Source organism: Mucilaginibacter sp. P1_A3, from assembly GCF_056406855.1.
The window spans coordinates 99,515-117,890 of sequence record NZ_JBFTZJ010000011.1 but is presented as its reverse complement, the minus strand read 5'-3'; the positions used below and the strand labels follow the sequence as shown (position 1 = coordinate 117,890).

15 protein-coding genes are annotated in these 18,376 nt (G+C 43.6%); 4 read left to right on the top strand and 11 right to left on the bottom strand.

All coding sequences use genetic code 11. From position 1 onward, the window contains the following. Positions 1 to 8: 8 nt before the first annotated feature. Positions 9 to 944: a DUF5996 family protein gene (locus AC1D0K_RS23190; protein ID WP_477392482.1), complete on the bottom strand. Its 936-nt coding sequence runs from the start codon at positions 942 to 944 to the stop codon at positions 9 to 11. A 268-nt stretch (positions 945 to 1,212) separates the two neighbouring features. Between AC1D0K_RS23190 and AC1D0K_RS23185 the strand changes: the two genes are divergently transcribed. Next, positions 1,213 to 4,044, top strand: a complete 2,832-nt coding sequence (locus tag AC1D0K_RS23185) for a T9SS type B sorting domain-containing protein (protein WP_477463108.1) — start codon at positions 1,213 to 1,215, stop codon at positions 4,042 to 4,044. 179 nt (positions 4,045 to 4,223) lie between these two features. Here the strand turns inward: AC1D0K_RS23185 and AC1D0K_RS23180 are convergent, their stop codons facing one another. From AC1D0K_RS23180 to AC1D0K_RS23150, 7 genes are all read right to left on the bottom strand, one after another. Beyond that, positions 4,224 to 4,754 carry a DinB family protein gene (locus tag AC1D0K_RS23180; RefSeq protein ID WP_477392486.1) on the bottom strand — a complete coding sequence of 177 codons (531 nt, stop codon included), beginning with the start codon at positions 4,752 to 4,754 and terminating at the stop codon, positions 4,224 to 4,226. A gap of 196 nt (positions 4,755 to 4,950) precedes the next feature. Then, entirely contained in the window at positions 4,951 to 6,015 is a 1,065-nt protein-coding gene (locus AC1D0K_RS23175; RefSeq protein WP_477441434.1) for a S41 family peptidase, read from the bottom strand. A 263-nt stretch (positions 6,016 to 6,278) separates the two neighbouring features. Then, positions 6,279 to 6,626 carry a protease inhibitor I42 family protein gene (locus AC1D0K_RS23170; protein ID WP_477392490.1) on the bottom strand — a complete coding sequence of 116 codons (348 nt, stop codon included), beginning with the start codon at positions 6,624 to 6,626 and terminating at the stop codon, positions 6,279 to 6,281. A gap of 223 nt (positions 6,627 to 6,849) precedes the next feature. Next, complete coding sequence (locus AC1D0K_RS23165; protein WP_477392492.1) at positions 6,850 to 7,956, bottom strand: acyltransferase family protein; 1,107 nt, start codon at positions 7,954 to 7,956, stop codon at positions 6,850 to 6,852. Beyond that, positions 7,946 to 7,999 carry a hypothetical protein gene (locus AC1D0K_RS23160; protein WP_477436632.1) on the bottom strand — a complete coding sequence of 18 codons (54 nt, stop codon included), beginning with the start codon at positions 7,997 to 7,999 and terminating at the stop codon, positions 7,946 to 7,948. Before AC1D0K_RS23160 ends, AC1D0K_RS23165 begins: the two co-directional genes overlap by 11 nt. A 473-nt stretch (positions 8,000 to 8,472) precedes the next feature. After that, complete coding sequence (locus AC1D0K_RS23155) at positions 8,473 to 8,913, bottom strand: hypothetical protein (protein ID WP_477392494.1); 441 nt, start codon at positions 8,911 to 8,913, stop codon at positions 8,473 to 8,475. Positions 8,914 to 9,076: 163 nt separating this feature from the next. Further along, complete coding sequence (locus tag AC1D0K_RS23150; RefSeq protein WP_477392496.1) at positions 9,077 to 10,888, bottom strand: glycoside hydrolase family 2 protein; 1,812 nt, start codon at positions 10,886 to 10,888, stop codon at positions 9,077 to 9,079. Between the two features lie 405 nt (positions 10,889 to 11,293). Between AC1D0K_RS23150 and AC1D0K_RS23145 the strand changes: the two genes are divergently transcribed. From AC1D0K_RS23145 to AC1D0K_RS23135, 3 genes are read left to right on the top strand one after another with little or no spacing between them, the layout of a single operon-like run. After that, positions 11,294 to 13,897, top strand: a complete 2,604-nt coding sequence (locus AC1D0K_RS23145; RefSeq protein WP_477392499.1) for an N-6 DNA methylase — start codon at positions 11,294 to 11,296, stop codon at positions 13,895 to 13,897. Continuing rightward, the gene (locus AC1D0K_RS23140; protein ID WP_477392501.1) at positions 13,894 to 14,070 is read left to right on the top strand and encodes an ATP-binding protein; all 177 of its coding nucleotides are present in this window, start codon (positions 13,894 to 13,896) and stop codon (positions 14,068 to 14,070) included. The genes AC1D0K_RS23145 and AC1D0K_RS23140 overlap by 4 nt, the downstream gene beginning before the upstream one ends. Before the next feature lie 8 nt (positions 14,071 to 14,078). Next, a complete protein-coding gene (locus AC1D0K_RS23135) occupies positions 14,079 to 14,957 on the top strand; it encodes a hypothetical protein (protein WP_477392503.1) in 879 nt (292 codons plus the stop codon). A gap of 337 nt (positions 14,958 to 15,294) precedes the next feature. On the opposite strand, the gene AC1D0K_RS23130 is transcribed toward AC1D0K_RS23135, so the two are convergent. The 3 genes from AC1D0K_RS23130 to AC1D0K_RS23120 all read right to left on the bottom strand — a co-directional run bounded on the left by AC1D0K_RS23130 (position 15,295) and on the right by AC1D0K_RS23120 (position 18,248). Beyond that, a complete protein-coding gene (locus tag AC1D0K_RS23130) occupies positions 15,295 to 15,999 on the bottom strand; it encodes a hypothetical protein (RefSeq protein WP_477392505.1) in 705 nt (234 codons plus the stop codon). Positions 16,000 to 16,473: 474 nt separating this feature from the next. Further along, on the bottom strand, positions 16,474 to 17,220 hold the full coding sequence (locus AC1D0K_RS23125) for a LytR/AlgR family response regulator transcription factor (RefSeq protein ID WP_295714122.1): 747 nt from the start codon (positions 17,218 to 17,220) through the stop codon (positions 16,474 to 16,476). Then, positions 17,217 to 18,248, bottom strand: a complete 1,032-nt coding sequence (locus AC1D0K_RS23120) for a sensor histidine kinase (protein ID WP_295714119.1) — start codon at positions 18,246 to 18,248, stop codon at positions 17,217 to 17,219. Before AC1D0K_RS23120 ends, AC1D0K_RS23125 begins: the two co-directional genes overlap by 4 nt. Positions 18,249 to 18,376: the final 128 nt, after the last annotated feature.

Below are 18,376 nucleotides of genomic sequence, written 5' to 3'. Positions count from 1 at the left end.
TTGGTATGTTAACTGTTTTTTAATGCCGATAAGTCGCATTGAAGGTTTTTGTCCCAGTTGCCGGTTTTGGCTGCCGCGTCATAAGTGGACTGCATAAATTTCAGCAATGTTTCTTCTGGTTTGGCAGATCGCTGTACAGATTCATAGGTTAATAAAAATTCACCCATTTCGGCGCTATAAAATGCTTCTGGAGGTGCTATCTGCTGGCTTTTAAAATCATCAGGAGTAGGATAGCAGTATGCATAAAACACAGCATGAGGAAATTCGGCCGAGCCGGGCCAAAAGCCACATGAGCTTACTTCCTGCGAGTAAGCTTCCTGCATAACAGCCTTGGGTATATTGGGCATTCCTCCGGGATGTTGAGGAGCCGGTCTGCCAGAAAACCGGGTAACGGCCAGGTCAAACGCGCCCCAAAAAAAGTGTACCGGGCTGTTCTTCCCCTGAAATCCGGCCCTGAAATCAGTAAACACATTATGGATCCTGACCAGCGCCTGCCAAAAATTATGCATTAAGGCAGCATTGTAACCGCAGGGTGTATGATTTTCTGCAAAAGGCACGGCAGGATCGACTTCATTAGGTACGGGGTAAATAGCTACGTTCACGCCGGCTTTTTGTATATTATCCATCAGTTGTCCATAAAAGCCGGCTACCGTCTGGGTGCCAAGTGCAAAATGGAGTTTGATTCCCGTACTGGTGATGATTTGCACCTCATGACTGATAAAATCCAGATCAATCTGGAAAACGCCGCCATCGTATGGCATACTACCCGTAGTTAAACCTGTGGGGCTTACATACAGCGTTACCTGCCACGAATGGTTTATCCAGGGCATCTTCTGCAGCCTTATTTTGCCAACTATTTGAGTATACATGTGTACCGTAGCAATGGTGTCTTTAATGGCATGAAAATCCAAAGCTGGCCAGGTTGAGGTGGTATGATCTGTCATGAGAAATAGTTTAAAGGTAAACAGTGAGATGGGGTATTATGTTTTTGTCTTTTGGCTTGTGTTTCATGGTGTTGTGGCTGCGTTTGTTAAATAAAAGTATTTATTAACACCCTTGCAAATATCCACCAAAAACCTATATTTTGGTACATATATTACATGATCAGTGTAGGAGGTTTTTATGAATAAAATTTTTACTAACTTTTTACTGTTTTTAGTTAATATAATTTTCTTCTTTGATACCTATGCGCAGTCACCAGATAAAAATTACATGTATTTACAAAGCTACAGTGTTAATAATAAAGCCCAATTATCGCCTAAAATAAATGCTGCGATAGCCAGTATTAAAGGCAATGCATTACCAACTGTTTTGGCCCCCGACATTAAATATCAAAGTCCCCAGGCTTATGTTATTAATAACCCCATTGTACCTTTGCTGCCTGTAAATACTGGTGGCCCGGTGCTGCCCGGAGTTTATGGACAGGTAAGCACATTTGCAGGTGGGGGGGCGCCTGTTACTCATGATGCTCAGGGCTTGGATGCCGGTTTTAATTTACCATCGGGAATTGGCGCCGACGCGGCAGGGTATATCTATGTTTCAGATTATGGCAGCGGAGCTATCAGGCAAATTTCGCAGGGGGCTGTTGTACATACCATTTCGCACACCCGTAACCCATCGGCATTAATAGTTGATGACCAGGGGTATATTTACGTTTCTGATTTCGCCAGTAATGATATTCTCAAAATTACTCCGGCTGGAGTGGTATCGGTTTTTGCAGGTAGCGGCACTGCGGGTAATACGGATGGTACTGGCACAGCGGCTTCATTTAATTCGCCGGGCGGCCTGGTAATTGATAAGTCCGGGAATATTTATGTTGCCGATCAGCTAAATAACAGCATCCGTATGATCACTCCTGCGGGCGTGGTTAAAACAGTTGCGGGCAGCGGCATTGCCGGGTCAAATAACGGGCCAGGCATGACAGCCAGCTTTAATAACCCTGATGGTTTGACAATTGATAAGCAGGGCAATGGGTATATAGCCGATACCAAAAACAACCTGATCAGAAAAGTAGCCCCCGATGGTACTGTTACAACATTTGCGGGCAGTGGTGCGGCAGGTAAAAGTGATGGTTTTAAAACAGCTGCAAGCTTTAATTACCCCACAGGCATAGCGATTGATGCAACCGATAATTTGTTTGTAGTCGATAATAAAAATCATTCCATAAGAAAAATTACCCCGGCCGGCGATGTAACAACTTTTGCAGGTACCGGAAGCCCAGGCTATGCAGACGGAATAGGTACTGCGGCAAGCTTTAATTTTCCAGTAGGATTGACTTTTGATGTAAACGGGAATTTATTTATAACAGATTACGCCAATTATCAAATCAGAAAAATAACTTTAACGGGGTATAGCATTGGTAAGCCGCTGCCCGCCGGCTTAGTATTTAACCCCCAAACAGGAGCTATCACCGGCACGCCTACTGCAATATCACCGGCTACCGATTATACCATTACCGCGCATAATGCAGGGGGTAGCAGCAGCACTGTGGTAAATATACAGGTAAGTTTAACCACGCTTAAGCCATCAATAATTACTTTTCCTCCGCTTGGCGACGCTGTTCAAAATTTGATAACCCTAACTGCCAGTAGTACCAATAAAGAAACCCCGCTTATTTATACCAGCAGTAATCCCGCTGCGGCGATAATTACTGCCGATGGGCACATCCAGTTGATAGGTGTAGGTTATTCAACCATTACCGTTAGCCAGGCGGGTAATGGTAATTATAGCACAGCCGCGCCTGTATCCCGAATACTTACGGTTTACCAGAAGGAAGAGATCGCCTTTGTAGCACCACCAGTTAAACACCTGAACGATGGCGATTTCAGTCCCGGGGCAACAAGCAATGTTTCTGCTTTTCCGGTTACTTATACAAGCAGCAATCCGCAGGTAGCAACCATTGTTAACGGGAAGGTCCATATTACCGGGATCGGCACTACACTTATTACTGCTTCGCAAGCGGGTGATGCATTGCATGTTGCGGCAGCTCCTGTTACGCAGGAGTTTACTGTAAGTCCCTTATTGGCATTTGGCGGCATCCCATTAAAATTAACCTGCGATAATGATTTTGATCCCGGTGCAACAAGTACCAAATCAATAGCCTATGTAAGCGGCAATACTGCCGTGGCAACCATCATCAACGGTAAAATTCATATAGTTGCCCCGGGTACAGCAACTATAACTGCAACCAGTAATGGCGAGGTGCTTACCCAGGAGTTAACTGTGGGCGCGGTGCCACAGCCTGCCATAACCATAAGTGCTTCAATACCTACCCCCAATTGCGCGGGCACCCCGGTTTTGTTTACAGCTTTACAAACAGATGCAGGTACAAATCCAACTTACCAATGGCGGGTAAACGGTTTAGATGCCGGTACCAATACGGCAACTTTTACAAGTAATACCCTTGCCGATGGCGACCAGGTATCCTGCACACTCACCAATAACAGTAGCTGCGCCGGTCCGGTGCCGGCAAAATCGAATATTATAACTGTGGGGGTATTATCAGCGCTTGATCCGGCACCAACTGTGGCAATAGCAGCATCTGTTAATGATGTTTACTCGGGCACAGCCATTACTTTAACGGCTACTACTCAAAACGCGCCATTGGTTACAGCCTATCAATGGAAAGTAAATGGCGTCAATGCAGGTTCAAACCAAAGTACATTCACCAGTACAATCTTTAAAAACGGGGACGAAGTTACCTGCACTATTACGGTAAGTAATGCCTGTACGCTGCCTGCTACGAGCAATATTGTAACAATTAACGTATTGCCGCCGCTTGCCATAACCGTTGCCAATATTTTTACGCCCAATGGCGATGGCGTTAATGATACCTGGAGTATTCCAAATCTTTCTTATTATCCGGATTGTTTGGTAAGTGTTTTTAACCGCTATGGCAACAGGATCATGCAATCCACAGGCTATGCTAAACCCTGGGATGGTACTTATGGCGGTAAACCATTACCACCAGGCGTTTATTATTACATCATTAATATTAAAGATGGCAACCAAAAACTATCCGGCAATGTTACTATTTTAAGATAGGATGATTCGTCGTTTTATCGCTTGGTACCGGGGTGTTGGCATTTATCGCTTTGGGAAACGGCATAGTTTTGTGGAGATAACAGACTGAGTGAATTTGGGTAGATACTGAAAAGTACTCCGCAGGGTTCTTTCAATGAGAAGCCTGCGGAGATGAAGCTTTTTAAACCTGCTTGTGCTGCTTAAAACAATTTTTCCTGTGGTGGTTTAACACCGGCCAGGCGTAAGTAAACGGTAGTTTGCCCCCTGTGATGCGTTTGGTGCTCAAAAGCTTTGGTAAACGCCATTCTCCTTGTAAGATCCATACTGCCGAAAAGTTTAATTTGCTCATCCAATTGTTGGGGCGTTAACTTTTTAAGCGCGTTTATGGCAAAATCATAACTTTCCATCACGGCTTTAGTAACAGCTGCTTTTGATTTGTCGGTTGATTTTTCCAACGCGCCGGGGGCGTAAGGGCTTTTTTCGCCCGATGCACCTGAAGCAAATCCAAAGTTGGCATCGCTAAGGTGAAGCATCTGCTCGGCAAATGAACGCATTTCGGGCGTGGGCTTTAAGGCATAACCAGTTTCGGTCATGGCATCCAGGTACTCTTTGGTGTAGGTTTTTGCCCGTTCCCATTCTTTCACCAAATCGGCGGTGCTTGTTTGTGCTTTAGCAAAGCCCGTGAAGCCTAAAATAAGGCACAACGTAGTTAGTAGTTTTAAAGTTCTCATAATCATGGTGGTTTATGAAGACAAAGTTCGACTATTTAATGTAAAACAACCAAATAGGCAGGTTAATAAATCATAAAAGATTGACCTGCGGGCAGCTTAGGTGCGGCTGAATATCTGTTCTTGTTTTATAGTCCGGGTGGCAATAGTTGAAAAGAAAAAGCTACAGGATAGAACTGGCGGGTAGTTTCATCTCTTTCTAATTTTTTAATGCCTCCAGTTTTTTTTCTTTCTCAGCGATCACCTGCTGCAAGCCGGCTATGCGGTCTTTATCGTTGGGATTACGTTTTATCACCGCCCGGATGGCCATGATCTGCGCGGTCAACAGGGCTTTGTTAGCGGTAACTTTCACATCTGGCTGAACGCCTTTTCCTTCCCAGTCGGTATGCGTAACCGGGTTTACACTGTAAGCAAATGGAATATCGGTTAAAAAATAAGTACCAATCTTGTAGGGCTTAGTTGGATGAGCGCCCCCGCCGGTGACCTCACCGATCACTTTTGCACGGCCCAGCGCCTGCATATTGTAAGCAAAATCTTCCGATGCTGAAAAGCAGTCTTTACTGACGAGGATATAAACATCCTTATCGACCAGTTTGGGACCGGGAACAACCGGCAACGTCCATGACTGGCGCAGCGTTTTTGCGTCGCGGTCATAGTTATCATTCCAGTGTACCGGATCGCCAAAAAAATAACTGGCGATCAAATAGCCGCCGTCGGCAAAACCGTGGTTGTTGCGGATGTCAATGATGATGGCGTCGGAATTGGCGAGAAACGTCATAGAGGATTGGGCAAGGTCCTTGATCCAATCCGAGGGGAAAAATGTATCAACCTGCAGGAGGCCGATATTGCCATCAAGTATTTCGACTTTCTTAAAATTGAAATTACTGCGAGCCCAGGTCTTTCGGAACGCGTCGGCATCTGCTTGCGAAGGAGCTTCCGGTTTTTCATCACCGATAGGAGTAGCCGAATACTCTACGCCTAAATGCCCGTCGTTATTGACGGCATGGAGGTCGGCAGTTAATGTTTTAGCGAGCACTTCCCGGCTGCTAATTGTATCATAGTTGTGATGCTGCTGATGTTGGCGAATGGCCTTAGTCATTTTTTTGGCCAGGTCTTCATAAACATAAAGGGCGTTAATTTTCGCAATCAGCGTATCTATCACCGTGTTTCGTTCTGCGGCTCTAAGTTTAGGCGGCTGAACTGGTTGTTGTGCGTGTACGGTTAGCGCGGAGATAAAGTAGACCAGGTAAATTATTTTCTTCATAATGGGGTGATTTTCAGTTGTTCCATGCCGGTGGATCGGTATCTGAACAATAAAAATAAGAAAATAATTGCTGTGTAAATTGGATTATTGTGGCATATCCAACAAGAGGAGGTATTTCAACTCATGTTTTTATTTTGTGTAGTTGATATTGGAGCGTGCCTGCATTAACACCCATGAAAGATAAGCCCACCTTATCCAGTTAATCCCTTTTCTTAATAAATAACTGATTAAGGGTGCGACCGCCCTTTGTAGTTTTAATGGTTTTATTTTACGGTGATCTGATTAGAAAACAATGATAAAGTCTCGCCGCTGCCGCGGCTGGCTGTAACTTCGAGCGTTGTTGTGCCGCTTCCCTTTGCGGTAAACGTCCAGATATCCTTACCAAAATCGCCAATATTATTTGTACCATTTTGGTGTGTATGGCTCTGCAATGTTAATACCGAACTTTTATACTGAGGGTTGTTAAACTGATAGCCGCCATCTCCGGGGTTCCCTAAGATTAATGAAATACTTTGTCCCATGGTAACCGACGCTGTGCTGCCTGCGTCGGCTGCGGTTAATTGCTTAACGGTAGTTTTATCTCCGGTGTTTTTATCTTTATGGCAACTCATTATGAACAGGCAAGTTATGATACAGGTACAGTTGTAAATTAACTTCATGACAAGTTTAGTTTATTGGTTTATAAATTTAAGCGTATTTATTGAATAACCGCTACATATCATATAACGTAGGGGTACAGGTAAACGCTACAATTGTTTAAAAAATAAAGATCGTTGTGAAAAATCTACAATCAATTATTTTCAACCTCATTGTCTAATCCGGGGACTTTTCTTTTTAGCCAAGTTTTTTTCGCAGCCATTTACGAACTGGCTCATCGTACCATTTCAAAGCGATATACGCCAGGATAATTGCACCCATCAAAATAGCTAACGCATAAGGCCAGGCCTGTACAATGGTTACGCCTTTGTGATTGCTGATCCATGCCACATAAAAATAAACCAGCGGATAATGTACCAGGTAAAGAGGATAGGATATATCGCTGAGAAACCTGCATATCCTGCTCTCCGTTTGGGTATGAACCTCACCGCTGGCGCCAATGTAAACGATAAGCGGAAAAATGATAATGATGCAAACAGATTCGTATATCCCGTTCATCCAAAGATGGTGAGCGCCGCCGATGCGCGGCATATACAATACCATCGCTAATAAAAGGCTGCACCATAAAAAGGCATTCCTGATGCGGGCGGGTTTAGCAATACGCGAAAGCAACAGGCCGGCAAAAAACGGGTATATCGTACGGGTAATGCCCACGCGCACCTGCTCCACATTAAATGTCCAGCCGCCGCTCACATCCCCATTGGTGATCGCCAGGTGCGCAAGTGCTACAGCTGCAACGCATACCAATACAGCCAATGTTGTTTTTGAAAACTTTCTTATCCAAACCGCATAAAGGATGTTGGCGATGTATTCAAAGAATAAAGACCATCCTACGCTGTTAAGCGGATGCATTTCCTGCCAGCCGCGTATATCCAGGGATAGCGGTATAGGCAGAATAGTGTAACCGATGAGCATAACCAGCAGCATTTTCCAAACTGGCACGGTATGGATAAGCGGCCAAAGCGTTGAATCTGTAAAGTAAAAGCCTATAGCACCCAATGTCATACCCAGGACCACGAGCGGCTGAAGGCGCTCGATACGGCGTTTAAAAAAGCTGCCAATAGTCATTTTATGCCAGCGATCGTCATAAGCATAGCCGATAACAAAACCCGACAGCAGGAAAAAGAAATCGACAGCCAGGTATCCGTGATTAACTATGATATCCAGATGGCCGCTCCCCAGCGGTTCGGTTAAGTGAAAGGTAACTACGATGATGGCTGCAACACCGCGTAAACCATCCAGTATCTGGTAATGCGGTTTGGTGATCAGTTTATTATTGTCCATGTATAGGATTAGAGTTGTTGAGTTGGCCGGTATTTGACCAGATGCTAAAGTAGATGTTGTGGGTGATCAGCGGGTAAGCAGGTGCTTATCTATCCTGTGCATGCGCAGGATAGGTCAAACATGTATAGGCCAGTAAGACCGATGACTTAAGTCGGTTAGATTGGTTCATGGATGGTATATAATTATTTATTCAGATGGTAAAAATAAGTAAAAGCGTTGCCGGGATATCTTCATATTGTATCAAAGTCCACGCATATCGTCTCATTTTTGCATGTTTTTGCCCTCCGGTGCTCGGACATGTCATGTTCAGACAGCAAAAGAGCCGCTGTACTTTCGTAGAGCGGCTTCGTAACTCATAGTGGAGTCGGACTCCTAATCTAAGGCGCCTTGAAGAAAGCTATTACCTTCAATTATGTCCCCTCAGGGTCTCTCGTAGAGGATCCTGAGGACAAGACAAGCATTACGCTACCGCAGGGTCCTCGTTGAGAGACCCCGCGGGGACTGAATTTTTCATCCTTAATTAACCTTAGCTAAGGTGATAGTTCCCGATCCGGTAGGATCAGGCGAATTTTTCCAGGTGCCATGTAACCCGCCGGTTTTGTCAACAACAGCTACGGCAACTTCCGTTACGCCAACATTACTGGCAATACCGTAAACACAAGTGTAGGTACAGGTAAGGGTATCGGCTTTTAAAGCCCAGGTGCCTGGCGCTAAATGCTGCTGACCGGCCCCTTTGGTATCGGCAATCATGGTGCCGTCGGGCTTAATGATGAGACTGAAATATTGCTTGCCAAGGCTGGCGTTGGCGTTGTCGGTATAGGTGCCAATCCACAAACCATGTATGGATGTCACTTGTGGTATATCGGCAATGGCCCCTTTCTGACAGCTTATTTGAAACAACATCACCGATAGTGCGAAAACGGTTAATACAACCGCGCTCATTAAAATTTTTTTCATGATATTTTTTTTAACAGTTTAGGCGTGGTTCTGGGCCTCATTAAAGTTAAGTGGAATCATAATAAAAAGCAAGAGGTAATAAGTATCAGGTAGTTAGTGCCAGGTTGCAATACACAAAGCATTGGCCGCTGCGGCGAAAACACCAACCAGCGGCCAAACTTTTTTACTTATTCATTTTATAACTTTCCTTAATAACGGCCTCATTAACTTCTTTTATCCTTTGAAGTTCCATTTTTTCAACGGCGCGGTCATAGGTAAGTACGCCGTTCACTTCATGTTCCACGTCCGTGGTTTGGGTGTATATGGCTACGCTGAGGCCCTTGTATTTCATGAGCTGTTCTACCTGATCAAGCAATAAAATGTAACGGTCGGTAAGCGAGCTTTTGGTGGGTTGTAAATCATAGGCGTTGTTTTCTACCGGCCACATATGCCCACGCACAAACAGGCCAACACCACCAAATTCTCCTAATGATGCCGCACGGTGGGCATCCGGTTCCGAAGCACCGTTAGGGCCAATGTAAATATGGGTATCTACATAATCGCCATTGCCCGGGTCGCCGTAAGCTTTCTGATAGCCGGGGTTATTGTTGAAACCCGAGTTGCCGTTCACCAACCGCGACGGGTCATATTGCTTTACCCAATTGGTGATATTTTTAACATCAAAAGCTCCCCAATTTTCGTTAAAGGGTACCCATGTTATTATCGATGGCGAATTGTAATGATCGTCCATAATGGCTTTCAACTCCTGGCGGTATACGCGCCTGTTTTTGGTGGTGTCTTCATTTTGATACCAGATGGCAGGCATATCCTGCCAAACCAACAAACCCATTTTATCGGCCCAGTAGTAAAAACGCTGCGGCTCGGTTTTCATGTGTTTACGGATGAGGTTGTACCCGGCCTTTTTGGTGTACTCCATATCATATTTCAGGGCTTCCTCCGTTGGGGCAGTTAAAACACCGTCGGGCCAGTAACCCTGATCAAGCAGGCCAAGCTGCATCATAAATTTACCATTTATCAGCGGCCTTACCACACCGTTAAGTTTGCCCAGCTTTATATCGCGCATTCCGAAATAGCTTTTAACTTCATCGGCTTCACTGCCGTCTGCATTATAAAGGGTTAATTTAAGATCATATAAAAAAGGCGCATCCGGCGACCACAGCATAGGTTTATCTATCGGCAGATAAAAGGTTGCGCCCCCGGTTGCATCAGCTTTTGAAACTATTTTTCCGTTATTGAGCGCAACAGCCGAGATCCTGGCGTTGCCATCTGTATTAACCAAAACTTTTAGACGACTATTGTCCAGATCGGGCAGCAGGCGAATACTTTTTATGTAGGATTTACTCACCGGCTCCAACCAAACTGTTTGCCAGATGCCCGAGGAAAAAGTGTAGTCGCCGCGCGGACCGTTTTTACCGGATGGTGTTCTGCCATCATTTAAATCATGTGCTGCAACAACAAGGCTGTTTGATCCTTTTTTTAGATATGGGGTGATGTTGAAGCTGAATGAATCATATCCGCCCGCGTGCGTACCCCCTTTTTTACCATTTACAAAAATGGTGGCATCATGATCTACCGCTTCAAAATGAATAATTACCTGCTTACTCTGCCATTTTGCAGGCACATCAAAAGTACGACGATACCACATATTAATCTCCTGTTTGCGCTGCACACCCGATAGTACAGATTCGGGACAGTAGGGCACCAGTATCTTATCGGGCGTAGCGTTAAAAGATGCCGGTTTTTCGGGGTTCAACGCATCGGGAGCGGTTTTGCCACCCAAATAATCCCACTTACCATTAAGGCATAGCCAATCGTTACGCTGCAACTGCGGTCTCGGATATTCGGATAAGGGAACAGCGGCTTGCATGGCAGCGGTTGTCCACTGCGTAGGCAATTTCGGCTCCTGGGCAAATAAGCTACAGCAGCTAACAACAAATAGGAAAAATGCAGGAATAGTTTTTTTGTAAGGATTCATAATAGGCGTTATTATTCACAGGGTTACTATCGCCTAAAATAGGTATTTGATATAGATTATGACAATTTATTAAGATGGGGGAGGGTTACGCCATGATAATTGTATGCCTAACAGTTCCATAAACCCCTATCTTCCCTTCCCCGGGGAAGGAATCGCACGTAGGCCGGGCTTTTGGATGGTGGTGATGCCCATTTTAGCGCAGGTCTTGTGTGGAGGGCTTTGAGTGATGGTGACCTGTGCTCCACGTTTTGTAAAATAAATCACAAGTCATCAACCCTTAAGCAGCCACACAAGACTTGCGCCAAGGGGGGGATGGGCGACGCCCAAGATTTCCGTTATGCGACAGAAAATATAGCTGATTCCAAAAGGATTCAGCTATATTGCTAAAAAATTGGAATAATTGTTATGACCTTACACGAAGCGATCCAACAGGTGCTGCGGGAACGACAACGCCCAATGACGGCTGCAAATATAGCAGCGACGATCAATGAGCGCGGATACTATACGCGAAATGACCGCGAACCGTTGGAAGCTAAGCAGATTTACGCACGGATTAAAAACTATCCATCTCTTTTTCATAATATCAATGGCTACATACTGCTTATTGAAGATGAAATATGGAAAAACTTTTTAACAGGCTATAAGTTCATCGGTAGTGTGTTGAAAGGTATTTACAATACCTCAGAAGTGCAATTTATTGCCGCGGCGCTGTTATATGCTAAACGTTTAATAGACATCAATGATGGTGACATTTCTGTTGAAAAACATGCAACTTCAATTGAAGACCTTTTTGAAGTTAGTTGGATATCGGTTAAACATAACAGAATTGCAGGCTTCCATTTAGACGATTCAAGGGAAGTATTAGAAGAGAGCTCTCGTCTACTAAGTAAACTAGATTCTTTTAAACGCAATGAGCTATGGGGGGTGATTAGGTTGATTAATACTCAAAAATTAAGCGATTTGGAATTTGGCACGATGTACGAGTATATTTTAACTGGTATATCCTCTGACCAAATCAAACACTCATTTCACGCAACACCTTATAGTTTGCGACAGTTAATGGTTAGTATATTAGATCCAGAACCTGAAACGCTAGTATTCGATCCAGTGGCTGGAACCGGCAACTTATTGATTGAAGTTCTTTCACAAAAAGGAAAGACGCTAAAAGTAAGTGGGGCAGAGATTAACAAGAGGGCTGCTCAATTAGGTAATTTAAATTTAATAGTACACGGATATTCACAGTCAAGTATCACGGCTGAAGACTGTTTTGAACGCGTCAATGAGCAAAAGTATTATGATTATATCATTGGTGATCTACCTGCTAACGGTGTTACCAACTCTTGGGAGCATCGTTTATTATATGAACATTTTGGGCTATCAGCGCCACGATCAGGAAAAAGTTTTGGATCCCTTGTGCTTTATAGCTTTTTCAAATTGAATCCTTATGGAAAAGCGGTTTTAACCGTATCGGACGGTTTTTTAGTCAAAAAAGGTAAGGAAATGGAAATTCGTAAGCTGTTGAGTGAGGAAGATGTTATTGAATCAATCATCAGCTTACCTTATGGAACTTTAAGGCCATACACAGATGCCAAGGCCTCAATCATCGTGCTGAATAGAAATAAGCCTACGCATATGCGTAAGCGTATAAAGCTCATTACCGCTAATGCCGTCGATCAAAATGCCAAATCTCTAATTTTAGACGTTGAAGAGGTACTTAGTGCTTACAATGAAAAATCGAACTTTTCCAAAAATTCTCAAATCATAGATTTAAGTGATTTGCGGGCAGATTTTAATTTGTCGGTAGATGCCTTTGGCCCACAATTTATCCTTGGCAACCAACTATTAAAAGACGGTACAGCACGACGCCTGGGCGACTTAGTTGACATGAAAGCTGGCATAACACCAGAGCGTGAAGACATGCATTCGGATGCACAAGTGCCTCTAATCAAAGTTGAAAACCTATCAAAAGATATACTCGATCTACAATTGGATGTCAGCAAGACTGATCGGGTTGATTTGACTTTACGTTATGAACGTAATATCATAGATAAAGAATGTGTATTGATTGCACGCATAGGTGATCAATTAAAAGCTACAATTTTTAGGCCTACGTTAGAGGTGCCACAAATTTTGCCGCACAGCAATGTAACTACGTTGATCGTAAATCATACAAAATCGATGAATATAGAATACCTTTATTATCAATTGCATTCTGTATTCATTCTGGAACAAATTGAGCGACGCAAATCGGGAACTGTTATGCCTTATGTTAGTATTTCAGCGCTCAAGGAAATTTTGGTTCCATTTATGAGTTTGGCGGCGCAAAGTGAATTTGTACAGTCTCAGAAAGCCAATTTGATTGCAGAAGAGCGTCAGCGTATTGAAGAGCGTATTCAAGCTTTAGGCTACCGGGAAGAAACGAAGCAAGCGGAAGCGGATGTCATTAAAACGCTAACTCACCAATTAAGACCTACCTTTACTGGACTAAACAACCTAGCGAATCGGATCGAGCGAATAGTAAAGCGTGAGAGTTTGGGAAAGCTTCTTGAATATGAGGAACTGGAATTAGACATTGATCCCGAACTTGAAGGACAAATTGCAAAGCCAGATAATTTTAGCCTGGCGCAGTTGATGGAAAAGCTTTCAGGTGACACTCAGCACTTGAGCAATATCTTGACAAATGTCGATAAAGTCATGAATTTTAAATTGGCCAAAGAAGATCTCAAACCGATTGACTTAAACAAATTTTTGCAGAGTTACCGAAAACAAAAAAGCATTGAGCAGGGGCACCCTTATCAAATTGAAGTTAAAGGTGAAACTACCTTGGTGGCACTCCACGAGCCATCGTTTAAAGAATTGTTGGACCAACTATTACTCAATGCTGACCGCCACGCCTTTTCTGGGGACATGATTAAGCGAAATAATCGAGTGCAGTTTAACCTGCGCACCAGTAAAACTCGCCACGTAGCGATCTTAGAATATACTAATAATGGCTTGCGTATGAGTTGACAGAAAAAGATTTTATCACCGCTTTCGAAAAAGGGCAAAAAAGTAGCGGATCGGGCATTGGAGGAAACTACATTAACAGAATCGTTGAAGCCCATGAAGGGAAGTTGACTATCGTTGAGGGCTATAAAAGAGGCTTTAATTTAATTATTGATTTACCATTACTTACAACATAAAATCAACCATGGATAGTATTATCTTAATTGACGACGATGAACAATTTGCAAAAAGCTTTACCAATGAAGTCTTCGCTCAAGCGAAAATCACGGTTGCTCATCAAAGAAGCTTACAAGGTCTAAAAAAATTATTACCCGCTTTGGGGCACAAATATGCAGCTGTAGTATTAGACATAAAAGGTCTTACAGATGATGGACAAGCAAAAGAAGATGCTTCATTTATTACTGCTGCTTTGAAGTACCTGGATACTACCATGCCAAACTTTCCACGCTTCATCTTGACAGGTGATGAATCAGAGTTTGATACGTTAAAAAAATACTATCAGCAGGAAAAATTGTTTCTAAAAAAACCTGACGATCAAACAAGATTGTTACAGGAACTGAATTATTGTGTTATTAACGCAGAACCATTACGCATCAAGAGGGAAAACCCTAATGTGTTTCAAGTGTTTGATCGCAACCTTTTACCATCTGCTAATGAAATCAAGATAATCAATGTTCTCAAAGGCATCACCGAAACTAATACGGCCAATTTTAAGGGTATTATAGCCGATATACGAGAAATTCATGAAGAGATTTATAAGGCGCTCAACAAAAGAAATAAACTGGTGATACCAGATAAATTTATCAATCCAAATGGTTCACCATCCTTTAAAAAAGACTTACATAGCCATCTTGCAGGGAACCCAGGCGGACATCCAAATTTTGCACCGACGAGCACTATTTATCAAGATAGCACTATTTCTAGCCACACAAAGTTAATTCAAATGGCCTGTAGCGAATATCTGCATAACACGTCCAAGGCTAATTATTTTATTAGTATTTATACAGTGAGAGCCTTGATCAACTCCTTAGCTGAAATGATGATATGGTCTTCACAATATTAAATTCCCCGTCGCTGGCGCCCGCGTGTCGCGGGTGCCCCGCTGACAGGTGAACGCTCTGCTAAGTAATGAATTTGCAAATCCCGGACGTTTTACCGTGCAATTGAAGCCTAATTATATACCCATATTAATTAGAAGCCCCTCCGCGTAAGGGATAGCAACGAATACCGGCCTCGCGCTTAATGCCTGAAGCCGTATAAGTGAATAGCCCGACCCGACCTAAGGAGGGTTACGCCATAATTAATGGTGTTACCTAAATAGTTCCATAAACCCCTACCTTCCCTTCCCTGAGGAAGGAATCGCACGTGGCTGGGCTTTAAAAGTTATTGGGGTAAGGTAATTAATTAGCCCATTTGATCATTGTGGTATCAATTTCAAACATTTTAGGATCGACAGGTTGTTCCTTTACAGATATAACATCATATATTTTGGCTGACAAAGCATTTTTGTGCGTACTATCAAAATGGACGGCTTTTAATCTCAAATAAAAGACGCCAGTTTCATCTGCAATTTTGTTAAAAAAGCCAAGGTTCCAGTTTTTAAAGTGTTGTTTATCTATTTTTAAATATCCCCTTGAAATTATAAAGTTGAAATCGGTGTACGTGGTAGAATCCTTTAGGGGATAACTAACGTTGACCTCGATATTTTCGCAGTCTCTTGAAAGTATTTTGTCGCTTATTTTTTTCACTTTAAAACCGTCGAGCTTTTGAACAGGGTAGTTTAAATTCAATTGATGTAAAGTATCCGAGGTATTATAAAGAAACAATCGTAAAGGTTTACTTTCAAGGTAATAATCTTTAACTACGTGAAATTTTGCAGATTTTTCGGAATGTATGCCAACGTAATTGCCATGAGAGTAAAAAAGCTGCACCGTGTCGTTTAAAAAAGATTTGCCATCGGGGTAATTAATAAATTCAACTTCATGGTAAGTGATCACACCTTCAAACTCCTTTTGGGATGTTTCTTTAGGTTTTGCTGCGGATTTACACCCAAATTGGGCGATAGAAATTATTACTGAAAGTATGGTGGTTAAGGTTTTACGCATAGGTTTAATTGGTGTTTGTTGTATTGCAAAGTTCCATAAACCCCTACCTTCCCTTCCCCGGGGAAGGAATCGCACGTGGGCCTTTGCTTGGATGGTGTTGAGGCATGGTTTTTATGAAATTAGCTATTACAATTCCCCCAAAATAAAGTCGTCCCGTCCGTCAGCCGACGGATCGGGGTCCCATAGGACAGGTGGCCTGCATGATGTATACTTAGCATATGGGGTGCCGAAACAAGTTCGGCATGACTTCGGGGGTTAAACCAACTGTCATAATACCAAAAACTGAAGTCGTCCCGAACTTGTTTCGGGATCCCATGGGACAGGTGGCCTGCATGATGTATACTTAGCATGTGGGGTGCCGAAACAAGTTCGGCATGACTGTTTGGGGGGGCGCCGACGCTCTTTGCCCTCCCTCGCTCTATCGAAATGACAATTTTTTTTGGGGCTTTCAGCCTTAAGCCTTAGGCTTTCCGCTTAAATTCCCAATACTTGTTTCAACTTTACATAGCCTGTTTTACTCACCGGTATTTTGGCGCCGGATTTTAGGATGGCCAGGTGGGCGTCTTTTTCGTAGGGATCTATACGGGTGATCTGTTGTATGGCAATGATGTAGGAGCGGTGCACGCGGACGAATTGGCGTGGATCGAGCGTTTGCTCAAAGAAGCTCATGGTTTTGTTTTTGAGGTACGAGCCTTCTTTGGTGATTACGCTTACGTAGTCGTCATCGGCCATCAGGTAGTCAACATCGGCAACGGGGATGATTTTTACTTTGGTGCCGGTTTTAACTACAATACGCTCGTGCTGGGCGGGCGAATGTGCGGCAACGGCTTCCAGTAAATCTTCGGTATGTTTTTGGGCCTGCTTCTCGGGCGCGGCAGCCAGGAATTTTTCCACGGCTTTGTTAAAACGCTCCTTGCTGAAAGGCTTCATGAGGTAATCAACCGCGTGGGCTTCAAATGCTTTAATGGCATATTCGTCAAAGGCGGTGGTAAAAATTACTGCAGGAGGGTTCTCCACCAGTTCAAGCATCTCAAAACCATTGATCTTGGGCATCTGCACATCTAAAAAGATAAGGTCGGGCTGGTGCTGCTGAATGGCTTTTAGGCCTTCAAAGCCATCATTACATTCCTGTATCAGTTCAATCTCTTTAAAATTTTGCAGGTATTCCATTACAACCATGCGTGCTAATGGTTCGTCATCAATAATTAAGGCTCGCCTCATAACTGTGGTACTTTTATTATGGTTGTAAATATATTATCATTTGCGTGAGTTTCCATCAGGTCGTTACGGGCAAATAATAAATAAAGGCGTCGTTGTACTCCCCGCAAGCCAAAACCGGTGCCTTTTTTGGGGCGCGAGGTTTGCGGATCATAGGGGTTTTGTACCATGATGACCAGGTAATGCTCTTCAATTTCGCCGCGGATGCTCACGGTTACGTCGCCGGTGGTATCATATAAGCCAAATTTAATGGCGTTTTCTACCAGGGGCTGTAGCAGCATGGATGGCAGCAAGGCCGCGCCGCATTTGGTATCGCAGCTAATTTCGGTTTGCAGGCGGTGACCAAAGCGCACCTTTTCAATATCGAGGTACAGGTTTAAATGGGCCAGTTCTTCTGATAGGGGTACTTGTTGTTTATCGTCCTTTTTTAAAGTGCCGCGTAAAAAATCAGATAACTGGTGAATCATCCTGCGGGCTTCATCGGGTTTAAAGCCGATAAGGGCATTAATGGAGTTAAGACTGTTGAATAAAAAGTGGGGTTGTAATTGCTGGCGCAGGTTGTACAGCTCGGCATCGCGGGCCAGTTGCTCTGCTTCGTTTTTGCGTTTCTGGGTTTCTTTTTGATCAAGCTGCGAGTACCACAACAGGCTGAGCATGGCCATCCAACCTACGGCCAAAAAGTTGATAAAAAACCTGATGGTGAGGGATTGGATTACAAAATTGATAAAAACTTTATCGGTATTGAGCAGGGGTAACAAGTAGCGGCAACCGGCGGCGCAGATGCCCGCCAGGGCAACAACCCAGATAAAGAGGTTGATATAGCTGCCCTTGCCGGGTTGGTAATAGCGCAGGTTATTGTTGATGAGCCAGCAGGCGCCCGATAATAAAACGGCGCTCAACATACCATCTACCGAGGCGGTGAACCACAAGAAGCCAAAACTATGGATGATATAGGTTTGCAATGCGGCCCATAAAAAGCCGCATGCAACTAATGCACCGTATAATTTTGAAGTAGATGAAGGTATGGCCAATGTTATTTTTTTTTACTTTATAATCTTTTGTCATTTGGAACGAGGTACGGGCGCTCATGCTTACCATGTGCATTGTAGTTGAGCAGGGCGTATAAGGTTTCTCTTTCGCCTCCACCGCTCATTGCCCT

Excerpts from the sequence above, each read along its gene's own strand:
- AC1D0K_RS23145 (WP_477392499.1), top strand. The coding sequence starts at position 11,294 with ATGACCTTACACGAAGCGATCCAACAGGTGCTGCGGGAACGACAACGC.
- AC1D0K_RS23125 (WP_295714122.1), bottom strand. The coding sequence starts at position 17,220 with ATGAGGCGAGCCTTAATTATTGATGACGAACCATTAGCACGCATGGTT.
- AC1D0K_RS23190 (WP_477392482.1), bottom strand. The coding sequence starts at position 944 with ATGACAGATCATACCACCTCAACCTGGCCAGCTTTGGATTTTCATGCC.
- AC1D0K_RS23180 (WP_477392486.1), bottom strand. The coding sequence starts at position 4,754 with ATGAGAACTTTAAAACTACTAACTACGTTGTGCCTTATTTTAGGCTTC.
- AC1D0K_RS23175 (WP_477441434.1), bottom strand. The coding sequence starts at position 6,015 with ATGAAGAAAATAATTTACCTGGTCTACTTTATCTCCGCGCTAACCGTA.
- AC1D0K_RS23130 (WP_477392505.1), bottom strand. The coding sequence starts at position 15,999 with ATGCGTAAAACCTTAACCACCATACTTTCAGTAATAATTTCTATCGCC.
- AC1D0K_RS23185 (WP_477463108.1), top strand. The coding sequence starts at position 1,213 with ATGTATTTACAAAGCTACAGTGTTAATAATAAAGCCCAATTATCGCCT.
- AC1D0K_RS23155 (WP_477392494.1), bottom strand. The coding sequence starts at position 8,913 with ATGAAAAAAATTTTAATGAGCGCGGTTGTATTAACCGTTTTCGCACTA.
- AC1D0K_RS23165 (WP_477392492.1), bottom strand. The coding sequence starts at position 7,956 with ATGGACAATAATAAACTGATCACCAAACCGCATTACCAGATACTGGAT.
- AC1D0K_RS23170 (WP_477392490.1), bottom strand. The coding sequence starts at position 6,626 with ATGAGTTGCCATAAAGATAAAAACACCGGAGATAAAACTACCGTTAAG.
- AC1D0K_RS23135 (WP_477392503.1), top strand. The coding sequence starts at position 14,079 with ATGGATAGTATTATCTTAATTGACGACGATGAACAATTTGCAAAAAGC.
- AC1D0K_RS23150 (WP_477392496.1), bottom strand. The coding sequence starts at position 10,888 with ATGAATCCTTACAAAAAAACTATTCCTGCATTTTTCCTATTTGTTGTT.